Annotated in this window: 14 protein-coding genes; 10 read left to right on the forward strand and 4 right to left on the reverse strand. The window is 67.0% G+C overall.

Going from position 1 to position 14805, the window contains the following annotated elements; all coding sequences use genetic code 11:
- Positions 1-6 precede the first annotated feature (6 nt).
- From fdhF to AZOLI_RS14210, 3 genes are all read left to right on the forward strand, one after another.
- The gene (gene fdhF, locus AZOLI_RS14200) at positions 7-2862 is read left to right on the forward strand and encodes a formate dehydrogenase subunit alpha (RefSeq protein ID WP_014187858.1); all 2856 of its coding nucleotides are present in this window, start codon (positions 7-9) and stop codon (positions 2860-2862) included.
- Between the two features lie 65 nt (positions 2863-2927).
- On the forward strand, positions 2928-3710 hold the full coding sequence (gene fdhD, locus AZOLI_RS14205; protein WP_014187859.1) for a formate dehydrogenase accessory sulfurtransferase FdhD: 783 nt from the start codon (positions 2928-2930) through the stop codon (positions 3708-3710).
- Between the two features lie 24 nt (positions 3711-3734).
- A complete protein-coding gene (locus AZOLI_RS14210) occupies positions 3735-3962 on the forward strand; it encodes a formate dehydrogenase subunit delta (RefSeq protein ID WP_014187860.1) in 228 nt (75 codons plus the stop codon).
- Between the two features lie 13 nt (positions 3963-3975).
- Here AZOLI_RS14210 and AZOLI_RS14215 read toward each other — a convergent pair whose 3' ends face one another.
- Together AZOLI_RS14215 and AZOLI_RS14220 are read right to left on the reverse strand one after the other, a co-directional pair.
- Positions 3976-4356, reverse strand: coding sequence for a VOC family protein (locus AZOLI_RS14215; protein ID WP_014187861.1), 381 nt, complete (start codon positions 4354-4356; stop codon positions 3976-3978).
- Positions 4357-4363: 7 nt separating this feature from the next.
- On the reverse strand, positions 4364-5869 hold the full coding sequence (locus AZOLI_RS14220; RefSeq protein ID WP_014187862.1) for a L,D-transpeptidase family protein: 1506 nt from the start codon (positions 5867-5869) through the stop codon (positions 4364-4366).
- Between the two features lie 412 nt (positions 5870-6281).
- On the opposite strand from AZOLI_RS14220, the gene urtA reads away from it, so the two are divergent.
- The 7 genes from urtA to AZOLI_RS32885 all read left to right on the forward strand — a co-directional run bounded on the left by urtA (position 6282) and on the right by AZOLI_RS32885 (position 12854).
- Positions 6282-7532 (forward strand): urea ABC transporter substrate-binding protein, encoded by a 1251-nt coding sequence (gene urtA, locus AZOLI_RS14225; protein WP_044551701.1) that lies wholly within the window; start codon positions 6282-6284, stop codon positions 7530-7532.
- Positions 7533-7759: 227 nt separating this feature from the next.
- Positions 7760-9382 carry an urea ABC transporter permease subunit UrtB gene (gene urtB / locus AZOLI_RS14230; RefSeq protein WP_014187864.1) on the forward strand — a complete coding sequence of 541 codons (1623 nt, stop codon included), beginning with the start codon at positions 7760-7762 and terminating at the stop codon, positions 9380-9382.
- A gap of 4 nt (positions 9383-9386) precedes the next feature.
- Positions 9387-10550, forward strand: coding sequence for an urea ABC transporter permease subunit UrtC (urtC, locus tag AZOLI_RS14235; RefSeq protein ID WP_014187865.1), 1164 nt, complete (start codon positions 9387-9389; stop codon positions 10548-10550).
- A gap of 3 nt (positions 10551-10553) precedes the next feature.
- The gene (gene urtD, locus AZOLI_RS14240; protein ID WP_014187866.1) at positions 10554-11300 is read left to right on the forward strand and encodes an urea ABC transporter ATP-binding protein UrtD; all 747 of its coding nucleotides are present in this window, start codon (positions 10554-10556) and stop codon (positions 11298-11300) included.
- 14 nt (positions 11301-11314) lie between these two features.
- The gene (gene urtE, locus AZOLI_RS14245; RefSeq protein WP_044551703.1) at positions 11315-12010 is read left to right on the forward strand and encodes an urea ABC transporter ATP-binding subunit UrtE; all 696 of its coding nucleotides are present in this window, start codon (positions 11315-11317) and stop codon (positions 12008-12010) included.
- A 117-nt stretch (positions 12011-12127) separates the two neighbouring features.
- Positions 12128-12520 carry a hypothetical protein gene (locus AZOLI_RS14250; protein ID WP_044551706.1) on the forward strand — a complete coding sequence of 131 codons (393 nt, stop codon included), beginning with the start codon at positions 12128-12130 and terminating at the stop codon, positions 12518-12520.
- Between the two features lie 181 nt (positions 12521-12701).
- Positions 12702-12854 (forward strand): hypothetical protein, encoded by a 153-nt coding sequence (locus AZOLI_RS32885; protein ID WP_014187869.1) that lies wholly within the window; start codon positions 12702-12704, stop codon positions 12852-12854.
- A 52-nt stretch (positions 12855-12906) separates the two neighbouring features.
- Here the strand turns inward: AZOLI_RS32885 and AZOLI_RS14255 are convergent, their stop codons facing one another.
- Positions 12907-13773: a 5'-nucleotidase, lipoprotein e(P4) family gene (locus tag AZOLI_RS14255; protein WP_014187870.1), complete on the reverse strand. Its 867-nt coding sequence runs from the start codon at positions 13771-13773 to the stop codon at positions 12907-12909.
- 107 nt (positions 13774-13880) lie between these two features.
- A complete protein-coding gene (locus tag AZOLI_RS14260; RefSeq protein ID WP_014187871.1) occupies positions 13881-14777 on the reverse strand; it encodes a pyridoxamine 5'-phosphate oxidase family protein in 897 nt (298 codons plus the stop codon).
- Positions 14778-14805 lie beyond the last annotated feature (28 nt).

Below are 14805 nucleotides of genomic sequence, written 5' to 3' on the forward strand. Positions count from 1 at the left end.
CCCGAGATGACCCTCATCCACGAGACCGACTACGGCACTCCCGCCCGCGTCTCCGAGACCCTGGTGACGCTGGAGATCGACGGCCGCAGCATCACGGTTCCCGAAGGCACCTCTGTGATGCGCGCCGCGATGGACGCCGGCATCACCGTGCCGAAGCTGTGCGCGACCGACAGCCTGGAACCCTTCGGCTCCTGCCGCCTCTGCGCGGTGGAGATCGAGGGGCGCCGCGGCACCCCGGCCTCCTGCACCACCCCCGTCGCCCCCGGCATGAAGGTCCACACCCAGACCGACAAGCTGGCCAAGCTGCGCCGTGGCGTGATGGAGCTGTACATCTCCGACCACCCGCTCGACTGCCTGACCTGCGCCGCCAACGGTGACTGCGAGTTGCAGGACATGGCCGGTGCCGTCGGCCTGCGCAACGTGCGGTACGGTTTCGACGGCGAAAACCATCGCGCCGCCGCGAAGGACGAGAGCAACCCCTACTTCACCTTCGACGCCTCCAAGTGCATCGTCTGCTCGCGCTGCGTCCGCGCCTGCCAGGAGACCCAGGGCACCTTCGCGCTGACCATCGACGGGCGCGGCTTCGCTTCCTCGGTGTCTCCGGGCGCCAAGGAGAGCTTCATGGACAGCGAGTGCGTGTCCTGCGGTGCCTGCGTCCAGGCCTGCCCGACCGCGACCCTGACCGAGAAGTCGATCATCGAGCACGGCCAGCCCGAGCACAGCGTCATCACCACCTGCGCCTATTGCGGCGTTGGCTGCTCCTTCAAGGCCGAGCTGCAGGGCACCACGGTGGTGCGCATGACGCCGTGGAAGGACGGCGGCGCCAACGAGGGGCATAGCTGCGTCAAGGGCCGCTTCGCCTGGGGCTACGCCACCCACAAGGACCGCATCATGAAGCCCATGGTGCGCGAGCGGATCACCGACCCGTGGCGCGAAGTGTCGTGGGAGGAGGCGATCGCCTATGCCGCCGAGCGGCTGAAGGCGGTGCAGGCCAAGTATGGCCGCGGCTCCATCGGCGGCATCACCTCGTCGCGCTGCACGAATGAGGAGGTCTATGTCGTCCAGAAGATGATCCGGGCCGCCTTCGGCACCAACAACATCGACACCTGCGCCCGCGTCTGCCATTCGCCGACCGGCTACGGCCTGTCGCAGACCTTCGGCACCTCGGCCGGCACCCAGGATTTCCGCAGCGTCGACAAGTCCGACGTCATCCTGGTCATCGGCGCCAACCCGACCGACGGCCACCCGGTGTTCGGCTCGCGCATGAAGAAGCGGCTGCGCGCCGGGGCCAAGCTGATCGTCGTCGATCCGCGCCGCATCGATCTGGTGCGCAGCCCGCACGTCCAGGCCGAATACCATCTCCAGCTCCAGCCCGGCACCAACGTCGCGGTGGTGAACGCCCTCGCCCACGTCATCGTCACCGAAGGGCTGGTCAACCGCGCCTTCGTCGAGGGGCGCTGCGATCCCAAGGAGTTCGCGAAGTGGGAGGCGTTCATCGCCGAGCACCGCAACTCGCCGGAATATCTGGAATCGCGCACCGGCGTCCCGGCCGATCAGGTCCGCGCCGCCGCCCGCCTCTACGCCACCGGCGGCAACGCCGCGATCTATTACGGGTTGGGCGTGACCGAGCACAGCCAGGGCTCCAGCACGGTGATGGCGATCGCCAACCTCGCTATGGCGACCGGCAACATCGGCCGCGAGGGCGTCGGCGTGAACCCGCTGCGCGGCCAGAACAATGTGCAGGGCTCCTGCGACATGGGCTCCTTCCCGCACGAGCTGCCGGGCTACCGCCACGTCTCTGACGATCTCGTCCGCCACGAGTTCGAGACCGCCTGGGGCGTCACGCTGGATCCGGAACCCGGCCTGCGCATCCCCAACATGTTCGACAGCGCGCATGACGGCAGCTTCCGCGGCCTGTTCGTGCAGGGCGAGGACATCGTCCAGTCCGATCCCAACACCACGCACGTCACCTCGGCTCTGGAATCGCTCGACATCGTCATCGTCCAGGACCTGTTCCTGAACGAGACGGCGGCCTTCGCCCACGTCTTCTTCCCCGGCACCTCCTTCCTGGAGAAGGACGGCACCTTCACCAACGCCGAGCGCCGCATCAACCGCGTCCGCAAGGCGATGCCGTCGAAGGTGGGCAAGGACGAGCATTGGGTCGCCTGCGCGCTGGCGACGGCCATGGGCTACCCGATGCATTATGAAACCACGTCCGAGATCATGGGCGAGATCGCCCGGCTGACCCCGACATTCCGTGGCGTCAGCTTCGAGAAGCTCGACCGTGTCGGCAGCGTCCAGTGGCCCTGCACCGGGTTGGAGGACGACGACACCGGCATGGCGATCATGCACGAGGAGAGCTTCGCCCGCGGCCTCGGCCGCTTCGTGATCACTGAGTATGTGCCGACCGACGAGCGGACCACGCGGATGTATCCGCTGGTGCTGACCACTGGCCGCATCCTCGCCCACTACAATGTCGGTGCCCAGACCCGCCGCACCGCCAACGTGGCCTGGCATCCGGAGGATGTGCTGGAGATCAACCCGGTGGACGCCGAGATCCGCGGCGTGAAGGACGGCGACATGGTGTCGCTCGCCAGCCGCATGGGGGCGACGACGCTGCGCGCCGTCATCTCCGACCGCATGCCGGCCGGCGTCGTCTACACCACCTTCCATCACCCGGTGACCGGGGCCAACGTCATCACCACCGAGAATTCGGACTGGGCGACGAACTGCCCCGAATACAAGGTGACGGCGGTGCAGGTCGCCCGCAGCAACCAGCCGTCGGATTGGCAGGTCGACTACGCGAAGAACGACGTCGAGCGCAAGCGCATCGCCGCCGCCAACGTCCTCGCCGCCGAATAAAGTCCTGGGGAGTGGGAAGCATGACCGCGATGCCTTCTGGTTCCATCCGTCCTGACGATAGCCTCATGTGCTCCATCGCCGTCACCGGCACCGGCTTTTCCGCCGGTGTCGGGGGGGAGGAGGGCGCGGACGTCGAATGGCAGGTCCCGGAGGAAACCGCGGTTGCCTTCGAATACAATGGCCGCTCCCATGCCGTGATGATGGCGACCCCCGCCGATCTGGAGGACTTCGCGCTGGGCTTCAGCCTCGCCGAAGAGATCGTCGGGTCCGCCGCCGATATCGAGACAATCGCCGTGCGGGAAACGCCGCTGGGCTTCGTCGTCAACCTGACGGTCGACCCGTTGCGTCTCCTGCGTGGAAGCCTGCGCAGCCGCTCCATGGAGGGGCGGAGCGGCTGTGGCCTGTGCGGCGTGGACAGTCTTGTCCACGCCGTTCGGGAGCCCCGCAAGATCGAAACCTCGCTGGAGGTGGACCCGGCCGCCGTGGCCGCCGCCTTCCGCGCCCTGCCGGACCATCAGCCGATGAACCGGGCCAACCGCTCGGTCCACGCCGCGGCGTGGTGCGCACCGGACGGCGCCATCCGCATGGCCCGCGAGGATGTCGGCCGCCACAACGCGCTGGACAAGCTGATCGGCGCCGTCGTCCGCTCCGGCGCCGACCCGGCCACCGGCTTCGTGGTGATGACCAGCCGCTGCAGCTTCGAACTGGTGCAGAAGACCGCCGCGGTGGGCATCCCGCTGCTGGCGACCATCTCGGCCCCGACGGCGCTGGCGCTGGAACTGGCGCGCAACGCCAAACTGACTCTGGGTGCGCTGTCGCGCCGCGACACCGTCATCCTGTTCCGTTGATTTCAACCCATTCCGGAGACATCGATGAGCCACACGAACCATGCCAAGGATCTGGTCCGGATGGCGAACCAGATCGCCGTCCATTTCGCCACCTACCCGCATGACGAGGCGGTGACGGAGACGGCGACCCACATCCGCAAATTCTGGGATCCGCGCATGCGCGCCGGCCTGTTCGCCCATGTCCAGGCCGGCGGCGAAGCCGACCTGCACGAGGTTGCCCGCGGGGCGGTCGGGGTGCTACAGGCGCGGTGAGGGAATAACGCCCTCACACGTAGTTTGCGATCTCGACCAGATTGTCGTCGGGGTCGCGGATGTAGACGGAACGGATCGGCCCGGTGGCGCCCGTGCGGCTCACCGGGCCTTCCTCTATGGCGATGCCGCGGGCCTGGAGTTCGGCGATTACCTGCTCCAGCGGCGTGTCGGCGATCAGGCAGAAATCGCCGCTGCCGGCGGACGGGCGTGCCGCCTTGGGTTCGAACTCCCGTCCGACCTCATGCAGGTTGATCTTCTGCGTGCCGAAGGACAGGGCGTGGCGGCCGCCTGCGAAGGTGAAGACTTCCATCCCCACAACGTCGCGGTAGAAGGCGCAGGTCGCCTCGATGGAGGCGACCGTCAGCACGAAATGGTCGATGCGGCTGATCTTCAAGGCGATCTCACATTCCCGTCGATGCCGGCAGCGGCTTTGCCGGCGCCGGGACCGAGGCGGAGGACAGCGGGGTCGGCGCGTGGGCAGCCGGGACCGGCAGCGGCGCCGGCTTGGAAAGCGGGCGCGGCGTCGAAACCGGGGTCGCGGCAGTGTTGCCAGCTGGATTTGCCGACATCGCCGGAGCAGTCGAACCGGACTGGCCGGCCGGGGTGGCGAGGGTGGGCGGATCCTCGTAGATGTCGGGATGGACGCGCACCACGCCGGCGGTGTCGACCGAGGCGTTCCAGTAGACGAAGCGCACGGGGATGGCGTTCGGCAGCCGGATCGTCTTGGTCTCTCCGGTGTCGAGCTGCTGGCCGATGCTGGCCGGTGTCATTTTCGCCGCGCCCAGCAGGGTTTCCGCCATCATCCTGGCATCCTCCAGCCGGACGCAGCCGGAACTGGCGGCGCGCAGGTCGCGGCTGAACAGCTTCGGGTCGTTGGTCCCGTGCAGGAAGATGCCGTCGCCGTTGGTCAGGTTGAAGCGGAAGCGGCCAAGTGCGTTGTCGTCGCCCGGCTTCTGGACGATGCGGACGCGGCCGGGATCGACCCCCCACCAGTTGACCGACTGCGTGTTGACGACTTCCGTCCCGTCCAGATAGACGGCGGCGTTCTTGATGCCGGTGGTGCCCTTCTTGCGCAGGGCCGGCAACTTGTCCTCGCTCAGTACCGTCGGCGGGACGGTCCAGGTCGGGTTGATGGTGACGCTCGTGACCTTGTCCTGCAGCAGCGGCGTCTTGCGTGACGGTCGGCCGACCACCGCCCGCATGGTGAAGCTCGGGCGGCCATGCTCGATGAGGGTGACGGACTGGCCGGGCAGGTTGACGAGGATGGTGGTTTCGGGGATGGAGGCCTGCTGCGCCCGCATCGCCGCCGCGGCGCGGCGCAGAAGCGCGACGGTCTGGGCGGGGGTGCGGTCCATCGCCTGCCGCGTCACCTCGCCCACCTTGCCGTCGGGCTGCAGCCCTTCAGCCAGCTGGAAGGCGCGCACCGCGGTCTCGACATCGTCGTTGAAGCTGTCGGTCCACTTGTCGGCGGGCAGATAGCCCAGTTCGATCAGGCGGCGCGACACCCGTCCGACCCGGTCGGCCAGCGGCGAGCGCACGGTGATGACCACCGGCGGGGCCGGCTCCACCGGCTCCAGGCCGGGCAGGGTGGGGGCCTGGGCCTGCTGGACCTCCGCCGACGGCAGCTCGACCGCCGGGGCTACACCCTCGATCATGCCGCCGTCGCCCTTCTTGACGACGGCGCCATAGCCGATGCGGGTGGCCGGCGCCTTGGGCGCGTTCTGGATTTCCAGCGCACGCCGTTCCAGCGCCGCGGCCCAGCCGGCGACCAGCGGAGGCTTGGCGGCATGGGCCGCCTCCTTCTGCGGTGCGGCCAGCGCAGCACCGCTCAGGATGACGCCGACCAGCCCGCCGACCATGCAGAGGGCGGCGGAGCGGCGGGAGATCGGGCGGCGGCGATCATGCATGGCAATGGGACCGGAACGTGAACGGAAAGGATCGAGCGCTGTATCCTTCAGCCAGCCATCCGGGATCCGCAAGCGACATTTGGTGTCGTCAGCTCTGCTGTTCACACTGTTGCTCCCGTGCATCGCCGCGTCACTCGCGGGAAGCCATCGTCGTTACACGCGCTCATCAAACAGGTGGACGCCGCCGCATCGGTTTTATTCCGAACCGCCGCCGGTGGTACCGCCTGAAATGCCGGGGCACGTCCGTATGTGTCATTTGACGTAGATACGGTCCTTCGCATGCGCGGTAGCCTTCCTTCCGACGATGTGGCGAAGCCCCGGAGCAACCGGGGCGCCAAAGGAAGGGGGCAACTTCATGCGGACCAAGCAACTGACGTCGAGCTTCGGGATCAGCGCGCTGGCCGGTCTGGCCATGGGCGCGATGGCTGCGATGTCCGCGCCGGCGATGGCGCAGGACACGATCAAGGTGGGCATCCTGCATTCCCTGTCCGGCACGATGGCGATCAGCGAGACGACGTTGAAGGACGTCATGCTGATGCTGATCGACGAGCAGAACAAGAAGGGCGGCCTGCTGGGCAAGAAGCTTGAGCCGGTGGTGGTCGATCCGGCCTCCAACTGGCCGCTGTTCGCCGAGAAGGCACGCGAGCTGATCAGCAAGGACAAGGTGTCGGCCGTGTTCGGCTGCTGGACCTCGGTCAGCCGCAAGTCGGTGCTGCCGGTGTTCGAGGAGCTGAACAACATCCTCTTCTACCCGGTCCAGTATGAGGGCGAGGAGTCCTCCCGCAACGTCTTCTACACCGGCGCCGCCCCGAACCAGCAGGCGATCCCGGCCGTCGATTACCTGATGCAGAAGGAAAAGGTCCAGCGCTGGGTGCTGGCCGGCACCGACTACGTCTATCCGCGCACGACCAACAAGATCCTCGAAGCCTACCTGAAGAGCAAGGGCGTCAAGCCCGAGGACATCATGATCAACTACACGCCGTTCGGTCATTCCGACTGGCAGTCGATCGTGGCGGACATCAAGAAGTTCGGCTCGGGCGGCAAGAAGACCGCCGTCGTCTCCACCATCAACGGCGACGCCAACGTTCCCTTCTACAAGGAACTGGGCAACCAGGGCGTGAAGGCCGAGGACATCCCGGTCGTCGCCTTCTCGGTCGGCGAGGAAGAGCTGGCCGGCATCGACACCAAGCCGCTGCTGGGCCATCTGGCCGCCTGGAACTACTTCCAGTCGGTCGAAACGCCGTCGAACAGCGACTTCATCAAGGCCTGGAAGGCCTACACCAAGAACGACAAGCGCGTCACCAACGACCCGATGGAAGCCCATTACATCGGCTTCAACATGTGGGTTAAGGCGGTCGAGGCGGCCGGCACGACCGAGCCGGACAAGGTCATCGACGCCATGATCGGCGTGGCCGTGCCCAACCTGACCGGCGGCTATTCGGCCATGCTGCCGAACCACCACATCACCAAGCCGGTCCTGATCGGCGAAGTGCAGGAGAACGGCCAGTTCGACGTCGTCTCCAAAACCTCGGGCCTCGTCCCCGGCGACGAGTGGTCGGACTATCTGCCGGACAGCAAGGACCTGATCGCCGATTGGCGCAAGCCGATGTCCTGCGGCAACTTCAACGTGAAGACCGGCAAGTGCGGCGGCAAGGGGTCGTGAGGGCTGGTGTCCGTCCTCTGATCTGAGTGGTCGCGACGCTTGCCCCCACCCCGGCCCTCCCCTGCGAAGCGGGGGAGGGAGAGATCCCCTCCCCCGCCCAGCTCTCGCACAAAGCTCCGCTTTGTGCTGACGCGGCAGGCGGACCGTAGGTCCGCCGAGAGCGGGGTAGGGTTAGGGTGGGGGCAAGCGTCGCACGTCTGTATGCCCCCCGCACCGAAGGACCCGCGATGCGACGCGCTCTCCGCTGGCTGATGGCGCTCTGTGTGGTGGTCGCCACATCGACCGCCGCCTATGCCGCCGACCTCCGTCCCCTCGTCCAGGCCCTGGGCAGCGGCGGCTATTCCGGAACCGAAAAGGCCCTGGCGCAACTGTCGGAGGCCGGCGATCCGGCCGCCGTGCCGGTGATCGAGGCGCTGCAGGCCGGCGACCTCTTCGTTCGCAAGGCCGACGGCACCGTGGTGATCGCCCGCAGGGCCGGCGACGCCTATACCCTGACCGACCCGCTCACCCGCGCCGCGCTCGGCGATGCGCCGGCCGCCGCGGTCGAGAAGATCCGCATCAACAACGCGCTCCGTCGCGCCATCAACGCCTCACTGGGTGCCCTCACCCTGATGAGCCCAGATGCCGGCGTCCGCCGCTCCGCCGCCGATGCGGTGTTCAAGAGCCGCGACGCCCAGGCGCTGGAAACGCTGAACGCCGCCATCGCCAAGGAACAGGACAAGAGCGTCCGCGCCGCCATGGAGCAGGCGCGCGCCGCCATCCTGCTGACCAGCGAGGCCGCGTCGATGATGACCGATGCCGAAATCCAGGCGGCGACCGACACGCTGACCGCCCGTGGCGACCGCGACGCGCTGGTCCTGCTGAACATGGTTGCCGGATCCGGCGCGTCGGACATCACCAAGCGGTCGGCTGCCGCCGCCGTCTCCACCCTGGAACAGAAGCTGGCCTTCTGGGCTGCGTTGCAAAATCTCTGGTATGGGCTGTCGCTGGGTTCGGTGCTGCTGCTGGCCGCCATCGGGCTTGCCGTCACCTTCGGCGTGATGGGCGTCATCAACATGGCCCATGGCGAGATGGTGATGATCGGCGCCTACACCACATTCCTGGTGCAGGAACTCTTCCGCGCCTACGCCCCCGGCTTGTTCGACCTGTCGATCCTGGTGGCGCTGCCCGCCGCCTTCCTCGTCTCCGGCGGTGTCGGCATCGTCATCGAGCGCAGCGTGATCCGCTGGCTCTATGGCCGTCCGCTGGAAACGCTGCTCGCCACCTGGGGCCTGTCGCTTGTGCTCCAGCAAGCCGTCCGCTCCATCTTCGGCCCGACCAACCGCGAGGTCGGCGCGCCGAGCTGGATGTCCGGCGCCTTCGAACTGGGTGGCCTGACCATCACCTACGGCCGGCTGTGGATCGTCATCTTCGCCTTCGCCGTCTTCGCCGCCCTGCTGGTGGCGCTGAAGCGGACCTGGTTCGGCCTGTCGATCCGGGCGGTGACGCAGAACCGGCCGATGGCCAACGCCATGGGCATCCGCACCGCGCGGGTGGATGCGCTGACCTTCGGCCTCGGCTCCGGCATCGCCGGCCTGGCCGGGGTTGCGCTGAGCCAGATCGACAATGTCAGCCCGAACCTGGGGCAAGGCTACATCATCGACAGCTTCATGGTCGTGGTCTTCGGCGGTGTGGGCAACTTGTGGGGCACGCTGGTCGGCGCGCTGACGCTGGGCTCCATCAACAAGTTCCTGGAGCCCTATGCCGGCGCCGTGCTGGGCAAGATCCTGGTGCTGATCTTCATCATCCTGTTCATCCAACGGCGTCCGCGCGGCCTGTTCGCGCTGAAGGGCCGCGCGGTGGAGGCCTGATCCGATGCTGCTGCGCTTTTTCCTGATGGGGCTGGACCGCAAGGCCGGAATCGTTCTGACGATCCTCGCATTCCTGGCGGTGGCGGTTCCGGTGATGACGCTGTGGGTGCCGGCGGACTCGCCCTTCCACCTGTCGGTCTTCACCGTCTCGCTGCTGGGCAAATACCTGTGCTTCGCGTTGCTGGCGCTGGCGCTCGATCTGGTGTGGGGCTATTGCGGCATCCTGTCGCTCGGCCATGCCGCCTTCTTCACGCTCGGCGGCTATGCCATGGGCATGTACTTGATGCGGCAGATCGGCCCGCGCGGCGTCTACGGCAACCCGGAGCTGCCCGACTTCATGGTGTTCCTGAACTGGACGGAGCTGCCCTGGTACTGGTGGGGCTTCGACCAGTTCTGGTTCGCGGCGCTGATGGTGCTGGCGGTGCCGGGCGCGCTGGCCTTCGCCTTCGGTTGGTTCGCCTTCCGCAGCCGCGTCACCGGCGTCTACCTGTCGATCATCACCCAGGCGCTGACCTTCGCCCTGCTGCTGGCCTTCTTCCGCAACGACATGGGCTTCGGCGGCAACAACGGCCTGACCGACTTCAAGGACATCCTCGGCTACGACATCCAGGCCGACACCACCCGCGTCGCCCTGTTCGTGGCGACGGTGGCGGCGCTGGCGCTCTCCTACATGATCGCGTCCGGCGTCATCGCGTCCAAGCTGGGCAAGGTGCTGGTGGCGTTGCGCGATGCGGAAAGCCGCGTGCGCTTCATGGGCTACGACACCGAAAGCTACAAGCTGTTCGCCTGGACCCTGTCGGCCTGCATGGCCGGCGTCGCTGGCGCCCTCTACGTCCCGCAGGTCGGCATCATCAACCCGTCGGAATTCGCCCCGGCCAGCTCGATCGAGGCGGTGATCTGGGTCGCGGTCGGCGGGCGCGGCACGCTGGCCGGCGGCATCCTCGGCGCGGTGCTGGTCAACATGGGCAAGAGCTACTTCACCGGCGCCTTGCCGGAGCTGTGGCTGTTCGCTCTCGGCGGCCTGTTCGTGGCGGTCACGCTGTTCCTTCCCAAGGGCCTGCTCGGGCTGTGGGGGCAGCTGACCGCAAAGCTGCCCCGCCGCAACAAGACCGCCGCCCTTCCCAACGCCCAAACCGCTAACCAGACCGCTGGCCAGAAGGGAGCCTGACCCATGAGCACGGAATCCACCCTTCTCTATCTCGATGGCGTGTCGGTCAGCTTCGACGGTTTCAAGGCGCTGAACAGCCTGTCGCTGGTGATGATGCCGGGCGAAATGCGGGCGATCATCGGCCCCAACGGCGCCGGCAAGACCACCATGATGGACGTCATAACCGGCAAGACCCGCCCCGACACCGGCACCATCCTGTTCGAGGGCCAGACCGACCTGACCCGCCTGCGCGAGGCGGCCATCGCCAATCTCGGCATCGGCCGCAAATTCCAGCGCCCCACCGTGTTCGAACCTCACACGGTGTGGGACAATCTGGATCTCGCGTTGAAGGCGCCGCGCCGGCCGCTGAAGACGCTGACCTACGCCATCAGCCGCGACGACCGCGCCCGCATCGAGGAAATCCTCGACGTCACCCGCCTGTCCGCTTTGCGCGGCCGCCAAGCCGGCAGCCTGTCCCATGGTCAGAAGCAGTGGCTGGAGATCGGCATGCTGTTGGCCCAGGACCCCAAGCTTCTGCTGGTGGACGAACCGGTGGCCGGCATGACCGATGCCGAAACCGAACAGACCGCCGAACTGCTCTGCAGCATTGCCGGCAAGCATTCGGTGATCGTGGTGGAGCATGACATGAGCTTCGTCCGCGCGCTGGGCGTCAAGGTGACGGTGCTGGCCGAGGGCTCCGTCCTGGCCGAAGGCTCGCTGGACGCGGTCAGCGCCAATCAACAGGTCATCGACACCTATCTCGGCCGCTGACGGGAGACCCCATGATGCTCGACGTTCGTTCCCTCGATCTGCATTACGGCGCCGCCCAGGCCCTGCGCAGCGTTTCCATGAAGGCCGAAATCGGCAAGGTCACCTGTCTGGTCGGCCGCAACGGCGTCGGCAAATCCAGCCTTCTGCGCGCCATCGTCGGGCTGAAGCCGGTGTCGGGCGGCTCCATCGGCTGGGACGGTGCCGACGTGACGAAGATGGCGCCGGCCGACCGTGCACGCCGCGGCATCGCCTATGTCCCGCAGGGGCGCGAGATCTTCCCGCTGTTGACGGTACGGGAAAATCTTCTGACCGGCTACGCCCCGCTGCCGCGCTCGCAACGCTCGATCCCCGACGAGGTGTTCGAGCTGTTCCCGGTGCTGAAATCCATGCTGGAGCGCCGCGGCGGCGACCTGTCGGGCGGGCAGCAACAGCAGCTCGCCATCGGCCGTGCCCTGGTGACGCGCCCGCGCCTGCTGGTGCTGGACGAGCCGACCGAAGGCATCCAGCCCTCCATCATCAAGGACATCGGCCGCGCCATCTCTTACCTGCGCGACAAGGGCACCATGGCGATCCTGCTGGTCGAGCAGTATTTCGATTTCGCCCGCGACCTCGCCGACGACTGGGTAGTGATGGAGCGTGGCGAGGTGATGCTGTCCGGTCCCCGCAGCGACCTGGACGAGCAGGAGGTGCGCAAGTACCTGACGGTGTGATGCCGATGGCGGCGATTTTCGACGGGTCGTCTACGGAATAACCGCGTTTCCATTGCGTCTTTCATCCATCGGGTCCGCCATCCGGCGGACCGGTATTTGGGGAGCAACCACGCAATGATGTCCGCATTCCGTGTCACCGTCGCCGCCGTCGGCCTGGGCGCCGTCCTGTTCGGCACTCCGGCATTCGCTCAGGACAAGGAACCGGCCATGACGGGTAAGACCGCAATGGGTCCTGTCCTGACCGATGCGAAGGGCATGACGCTCTACATCTTCGATAAGGACACGGCAGGCAAATCGGCCTGCAACGGGCCTTGCGCGACGAACTGGCCGCCGCTGATGGCTACCGCTTCCGCCAAGCCGATGGGCAAATACAGCGTCGTCACCCGCGACGACGGAGCCCGGCAATGGGCCTACGACGGCAAGCCGCTCTACACCTGGGCCAAGGACATGAAGCCCGGCGATACCACGGGTGACGGCGTGAACAATGTCTGGCACGTGGCGAAGCCGTAAGGCCCAATCCGCGGTGTCGTGGTGGTCATTCCGCCCCACGGCGCCGCGATCTTTCGAGGTGTTCTTATCCTGTTGAGGTAATTCGCAAACATCGGCTTCGCAGGCGGCGCTCTTTAATGGTCGTTAAGGATCGAAACCGCAAGATGTCCTCACCGTCATCTTGCTCATGGAGCAGCAGGCCATGTCGATCTACAACGCCGTCTCGTTCGAAGCCACGCCCTCCGCCGAACCGAAGGTCCGCAAGATGCACGGTCTGCCGCGGCTGGCGGTGTGGACCGTGATGATCGGTGCGCCTTGGGTGGTGATCGTGCAGGCGGTGCGCCTGTTCTTCTGAGAACGGCGCACCTCCCGTTTTTTGGCCCGTTTTTTGGCCCGTATCCGGCCCCTTACTTGGCTGGCGCTACCCAGGGTTCCAACGCGCCTATCTTCTTGGCCCGCTTCTCGTCGGCCGAGAGTTTGAAATTGTGCCCATAGGGCGCGCTCTCGAACGAGCCGTAGCCGGGATTGGCCAGCATCAGCCAGTCGCGCCCGAAATGCTCCTTCGCCGCTTCATAGGCTTTCAGCCGCTCCGCCTCGCTGCCGTTGTAGGCGTCGGAGAAGTCGCCGAAGTTATCGCCGAACAGCAGAACGATCCGGTAATCCTTGGCGATCGCCGCGCGCCGCGTGCTCTTTGCCGAACTCCAGTCCGGCTTTTCCTTGGACATCAGGAAGGTATCGACGTTGCCGCCCATCGGGAAGCCCAGCGCCTGCGCGTTGCGGCGGGTCGGCTCCTCCTGGTCGGCGCTGCGGTTGGTAACGTAGAAGACCTTGACGCCCTTCGACTCGGCATACTGGGTGAACTCCACCGCGCCCGGCACCGCCGTCGCCTTTTCCGCCCTCACCCAGGCATCCCAGGTCTTGGGCGAGAAATCGGTGCCGGAGGTGACAAGACCGGCCTGGTAGGCGGAGTTGTCCATCGCCGTCTCGTCCAAATCCAGCACCACGGCCGGCGGCAGCTCCTGGAAATTGCCGGTCTGCTCGGTCGCCGCGGTCCAGGCCTTGTCCGCCAGCGCCTTGTCCAACTGGATCCTGCCCAGCGCATAGACCGCCAGCGCGTTCGCCTTGTATTCGACCGAGCGCTGCATCCACAACTCGGCGTTCAGCAGATCGCTTTGCGGCACAGGATCGGCAGCCAGGGCAGGGCCGGCCAGAAGCGAGAGGACAATCGCACCGGACAGCAGCGACCAGCGCCCGGAACAGGCGGATTTGCGCATCGACACACCCATCCATCAAGTGTCATGGAACTGTCATCGAAGCACAGTTCAGGTCGCTTGGCGATGATCCCGTGACGCTTGCGTCACGGTGTCCTGGTACGCTTGCGTCACGGTGTCCCGGTACGCTCCAATTCGCTCCAGCGCAGCGGAATCGCCGCCTTCCGCCGCCACCCGCGCTCGACATGCAGGCTCCAGCTTCGCTGGGCGTTGGGAAGTTCGGGGTCGGGCTCCCAGTCGATGCCGACCGCCCCGGTCAGGTGCAGCACATCGCCCCTGGCGACATCGACCAGCAGCAGCCCGGCGCGCGGGTTCAGCAGCATGTTGCCCAGCGTGTTGAAATAGCGGTTGCCGGCATAGTCCGGCACGATCAGCCGGTCGCCGTCGACCCGGATGAAGCCTGCCGGTCCGCCCCGGTGCGACACGTCCAGCCGGGCATCGCCAGCCGGCGACGAAGCCGATGCGACGAAGGCGGTGTCGGCCTTTCCGATCAGGCGCCGCGCCTCCTCGTCCAGACCGGTCAGCATTTCCATGGCACCAGGGGAGGCTGCCGGTGCCGTTTCCACCCTGCGGACATGAATGTACTGCGGACAGTTGCCGAAGCTCTCCTCCACCCCTATCGCAAAGGCCGTCCCGTCGCGCGCCACCACCCGGCCATTCACGCGGTTGCGGCGGCGGGTGCCGAGGTCGATGCCCAGCGCCGCCACCGGATCCCCGACCGCCGGCCCGGCCGGCCAGGGCTGCCACGCGCCATGGTCCGGCCGCACCCACAGTGTTCTGGAATCGGAGGCGGCGACGAAGCCGGGAGCGCCGGTCAGCACTCCGGCCGCCGGATCGCCGGCCTCGTCCCGTGTGGCGACCAGCAGCCAGGGCAGCAGCGGGTAGAATTCCCGGTGCTGCGAGATCAGCCGGTCGCGGATCGGCGCCGACGGCACGCGGAACCCGGCCCGCGCCTGCGCCGCCCGCTCGCCGGGATGGAAGGGATCGGGGATGCGGTCCTGCTCCATGGCCGTGCTCCTGTGTTTGGGGTGAAGG

The organism is Azospirillum lipoferum 4B, from assembly GCF_000283655.1.
Classification (GTDB): domain Bacteria; phylum Pseudomonadota; class Alphaproteobacteria; order Azospirillales; family Azospirillaceae; genus Azospirillum; species Azospirillum lipoferum_C.

Excerpts from the sequence above, each read along its gene's own strand:
- urtB (WP_014187864.1), top strand. The coding sequence starts at position 7,760 with ATGCGACGCGCTCTCCGCTGGCTGATGGCGCTCTGTGTGGTGGTCGCC.
- AZOLI_RS14260 (WP_014187871.1), bottom strand. The coding sequence starts at position 14,777 with ATGGAGCAGGACCGCATCCCCGATCCCTTCCATCCCGGCGAGCGGGCG.
- AZOLI_RS14250 (WP_044551706.1), top strand. The coding sequence starts at position 12,128 with ATGTCCGCATTCCGTGTCACCGTCGCCGCCGTCGGCCTGGGCGCCGTC.
- urtA (WP_044551701.1), top strand. The coding sequence starts at position 6,282 with ATGGGCGCGATGGCTGCGATGTCCGCGCCGGCGATGGCGCAGGACACG.
- AZOLI_RS14255 (WP_014187870.1), bottom strand. The coding sequence starts at position 13,773 with ATGCGCAAATCCGCCTGTTCCGGGCGCTGGTCGCTGCTGTCCGGTGCG.
- urtD (WP_014187866.1), top strand. The coding sequence starts at position 10,554 with ATGAGCACGGAATCCACCCTTCTCTATCTCGATGGCGTGTCGGTCAGC.
- urtC (WP_014187865.1), top strand. The coding sequence starts at position 9,387 with ATGCTGCTGCGCTTTTTCCTGATGGGGCTGGACCGCAAGGCCGGAATC.
- fdhD (WP_014187859.1), top strand. The coding sequence starts at position 2,928 with ATGTGCTCCATCGCCGTCACCGGCACCGGCTTTTCCGCCGGTGTCGGG.
- AZOLI_RS14220 (WP_014187862.1), bottom strand. The coding sequence starts at position 5,869 with ATGCATGATCGCCGCCGCCCGATCTCCCGCCGCTCCGCCGCCCTCTGC.
- urtE (WP_044551703.1), top strand. The coding sequence starts at position 11,315 with ATGCTCGACGTTCGTTCCCTCGATCTGCATTACGGCGCCGCCCAGGCC.
- AZOLI_RS14210 (WP_014187860.1), top strand. The coding sequence starts at position 3,735 with ATGAGCCACACGAACCATGCCAAGGATCTGGTCCGGATGGCGAACCAG.
- AZOLI_RS32885 (WP_014187869.1), top strand. The coding sequence starts at position 12,702 with ATGTCGATCTACAACGCCGTCTCGTTCGAAGCCACGCCCTCCGCCGAA.
- fdhF (WP_014187858.1), top strand. The coding sequence starts at position 7 with ATGACCCTCATCCACGAGACCGACTACGGCACTCCCGCCCGCGTCTCC.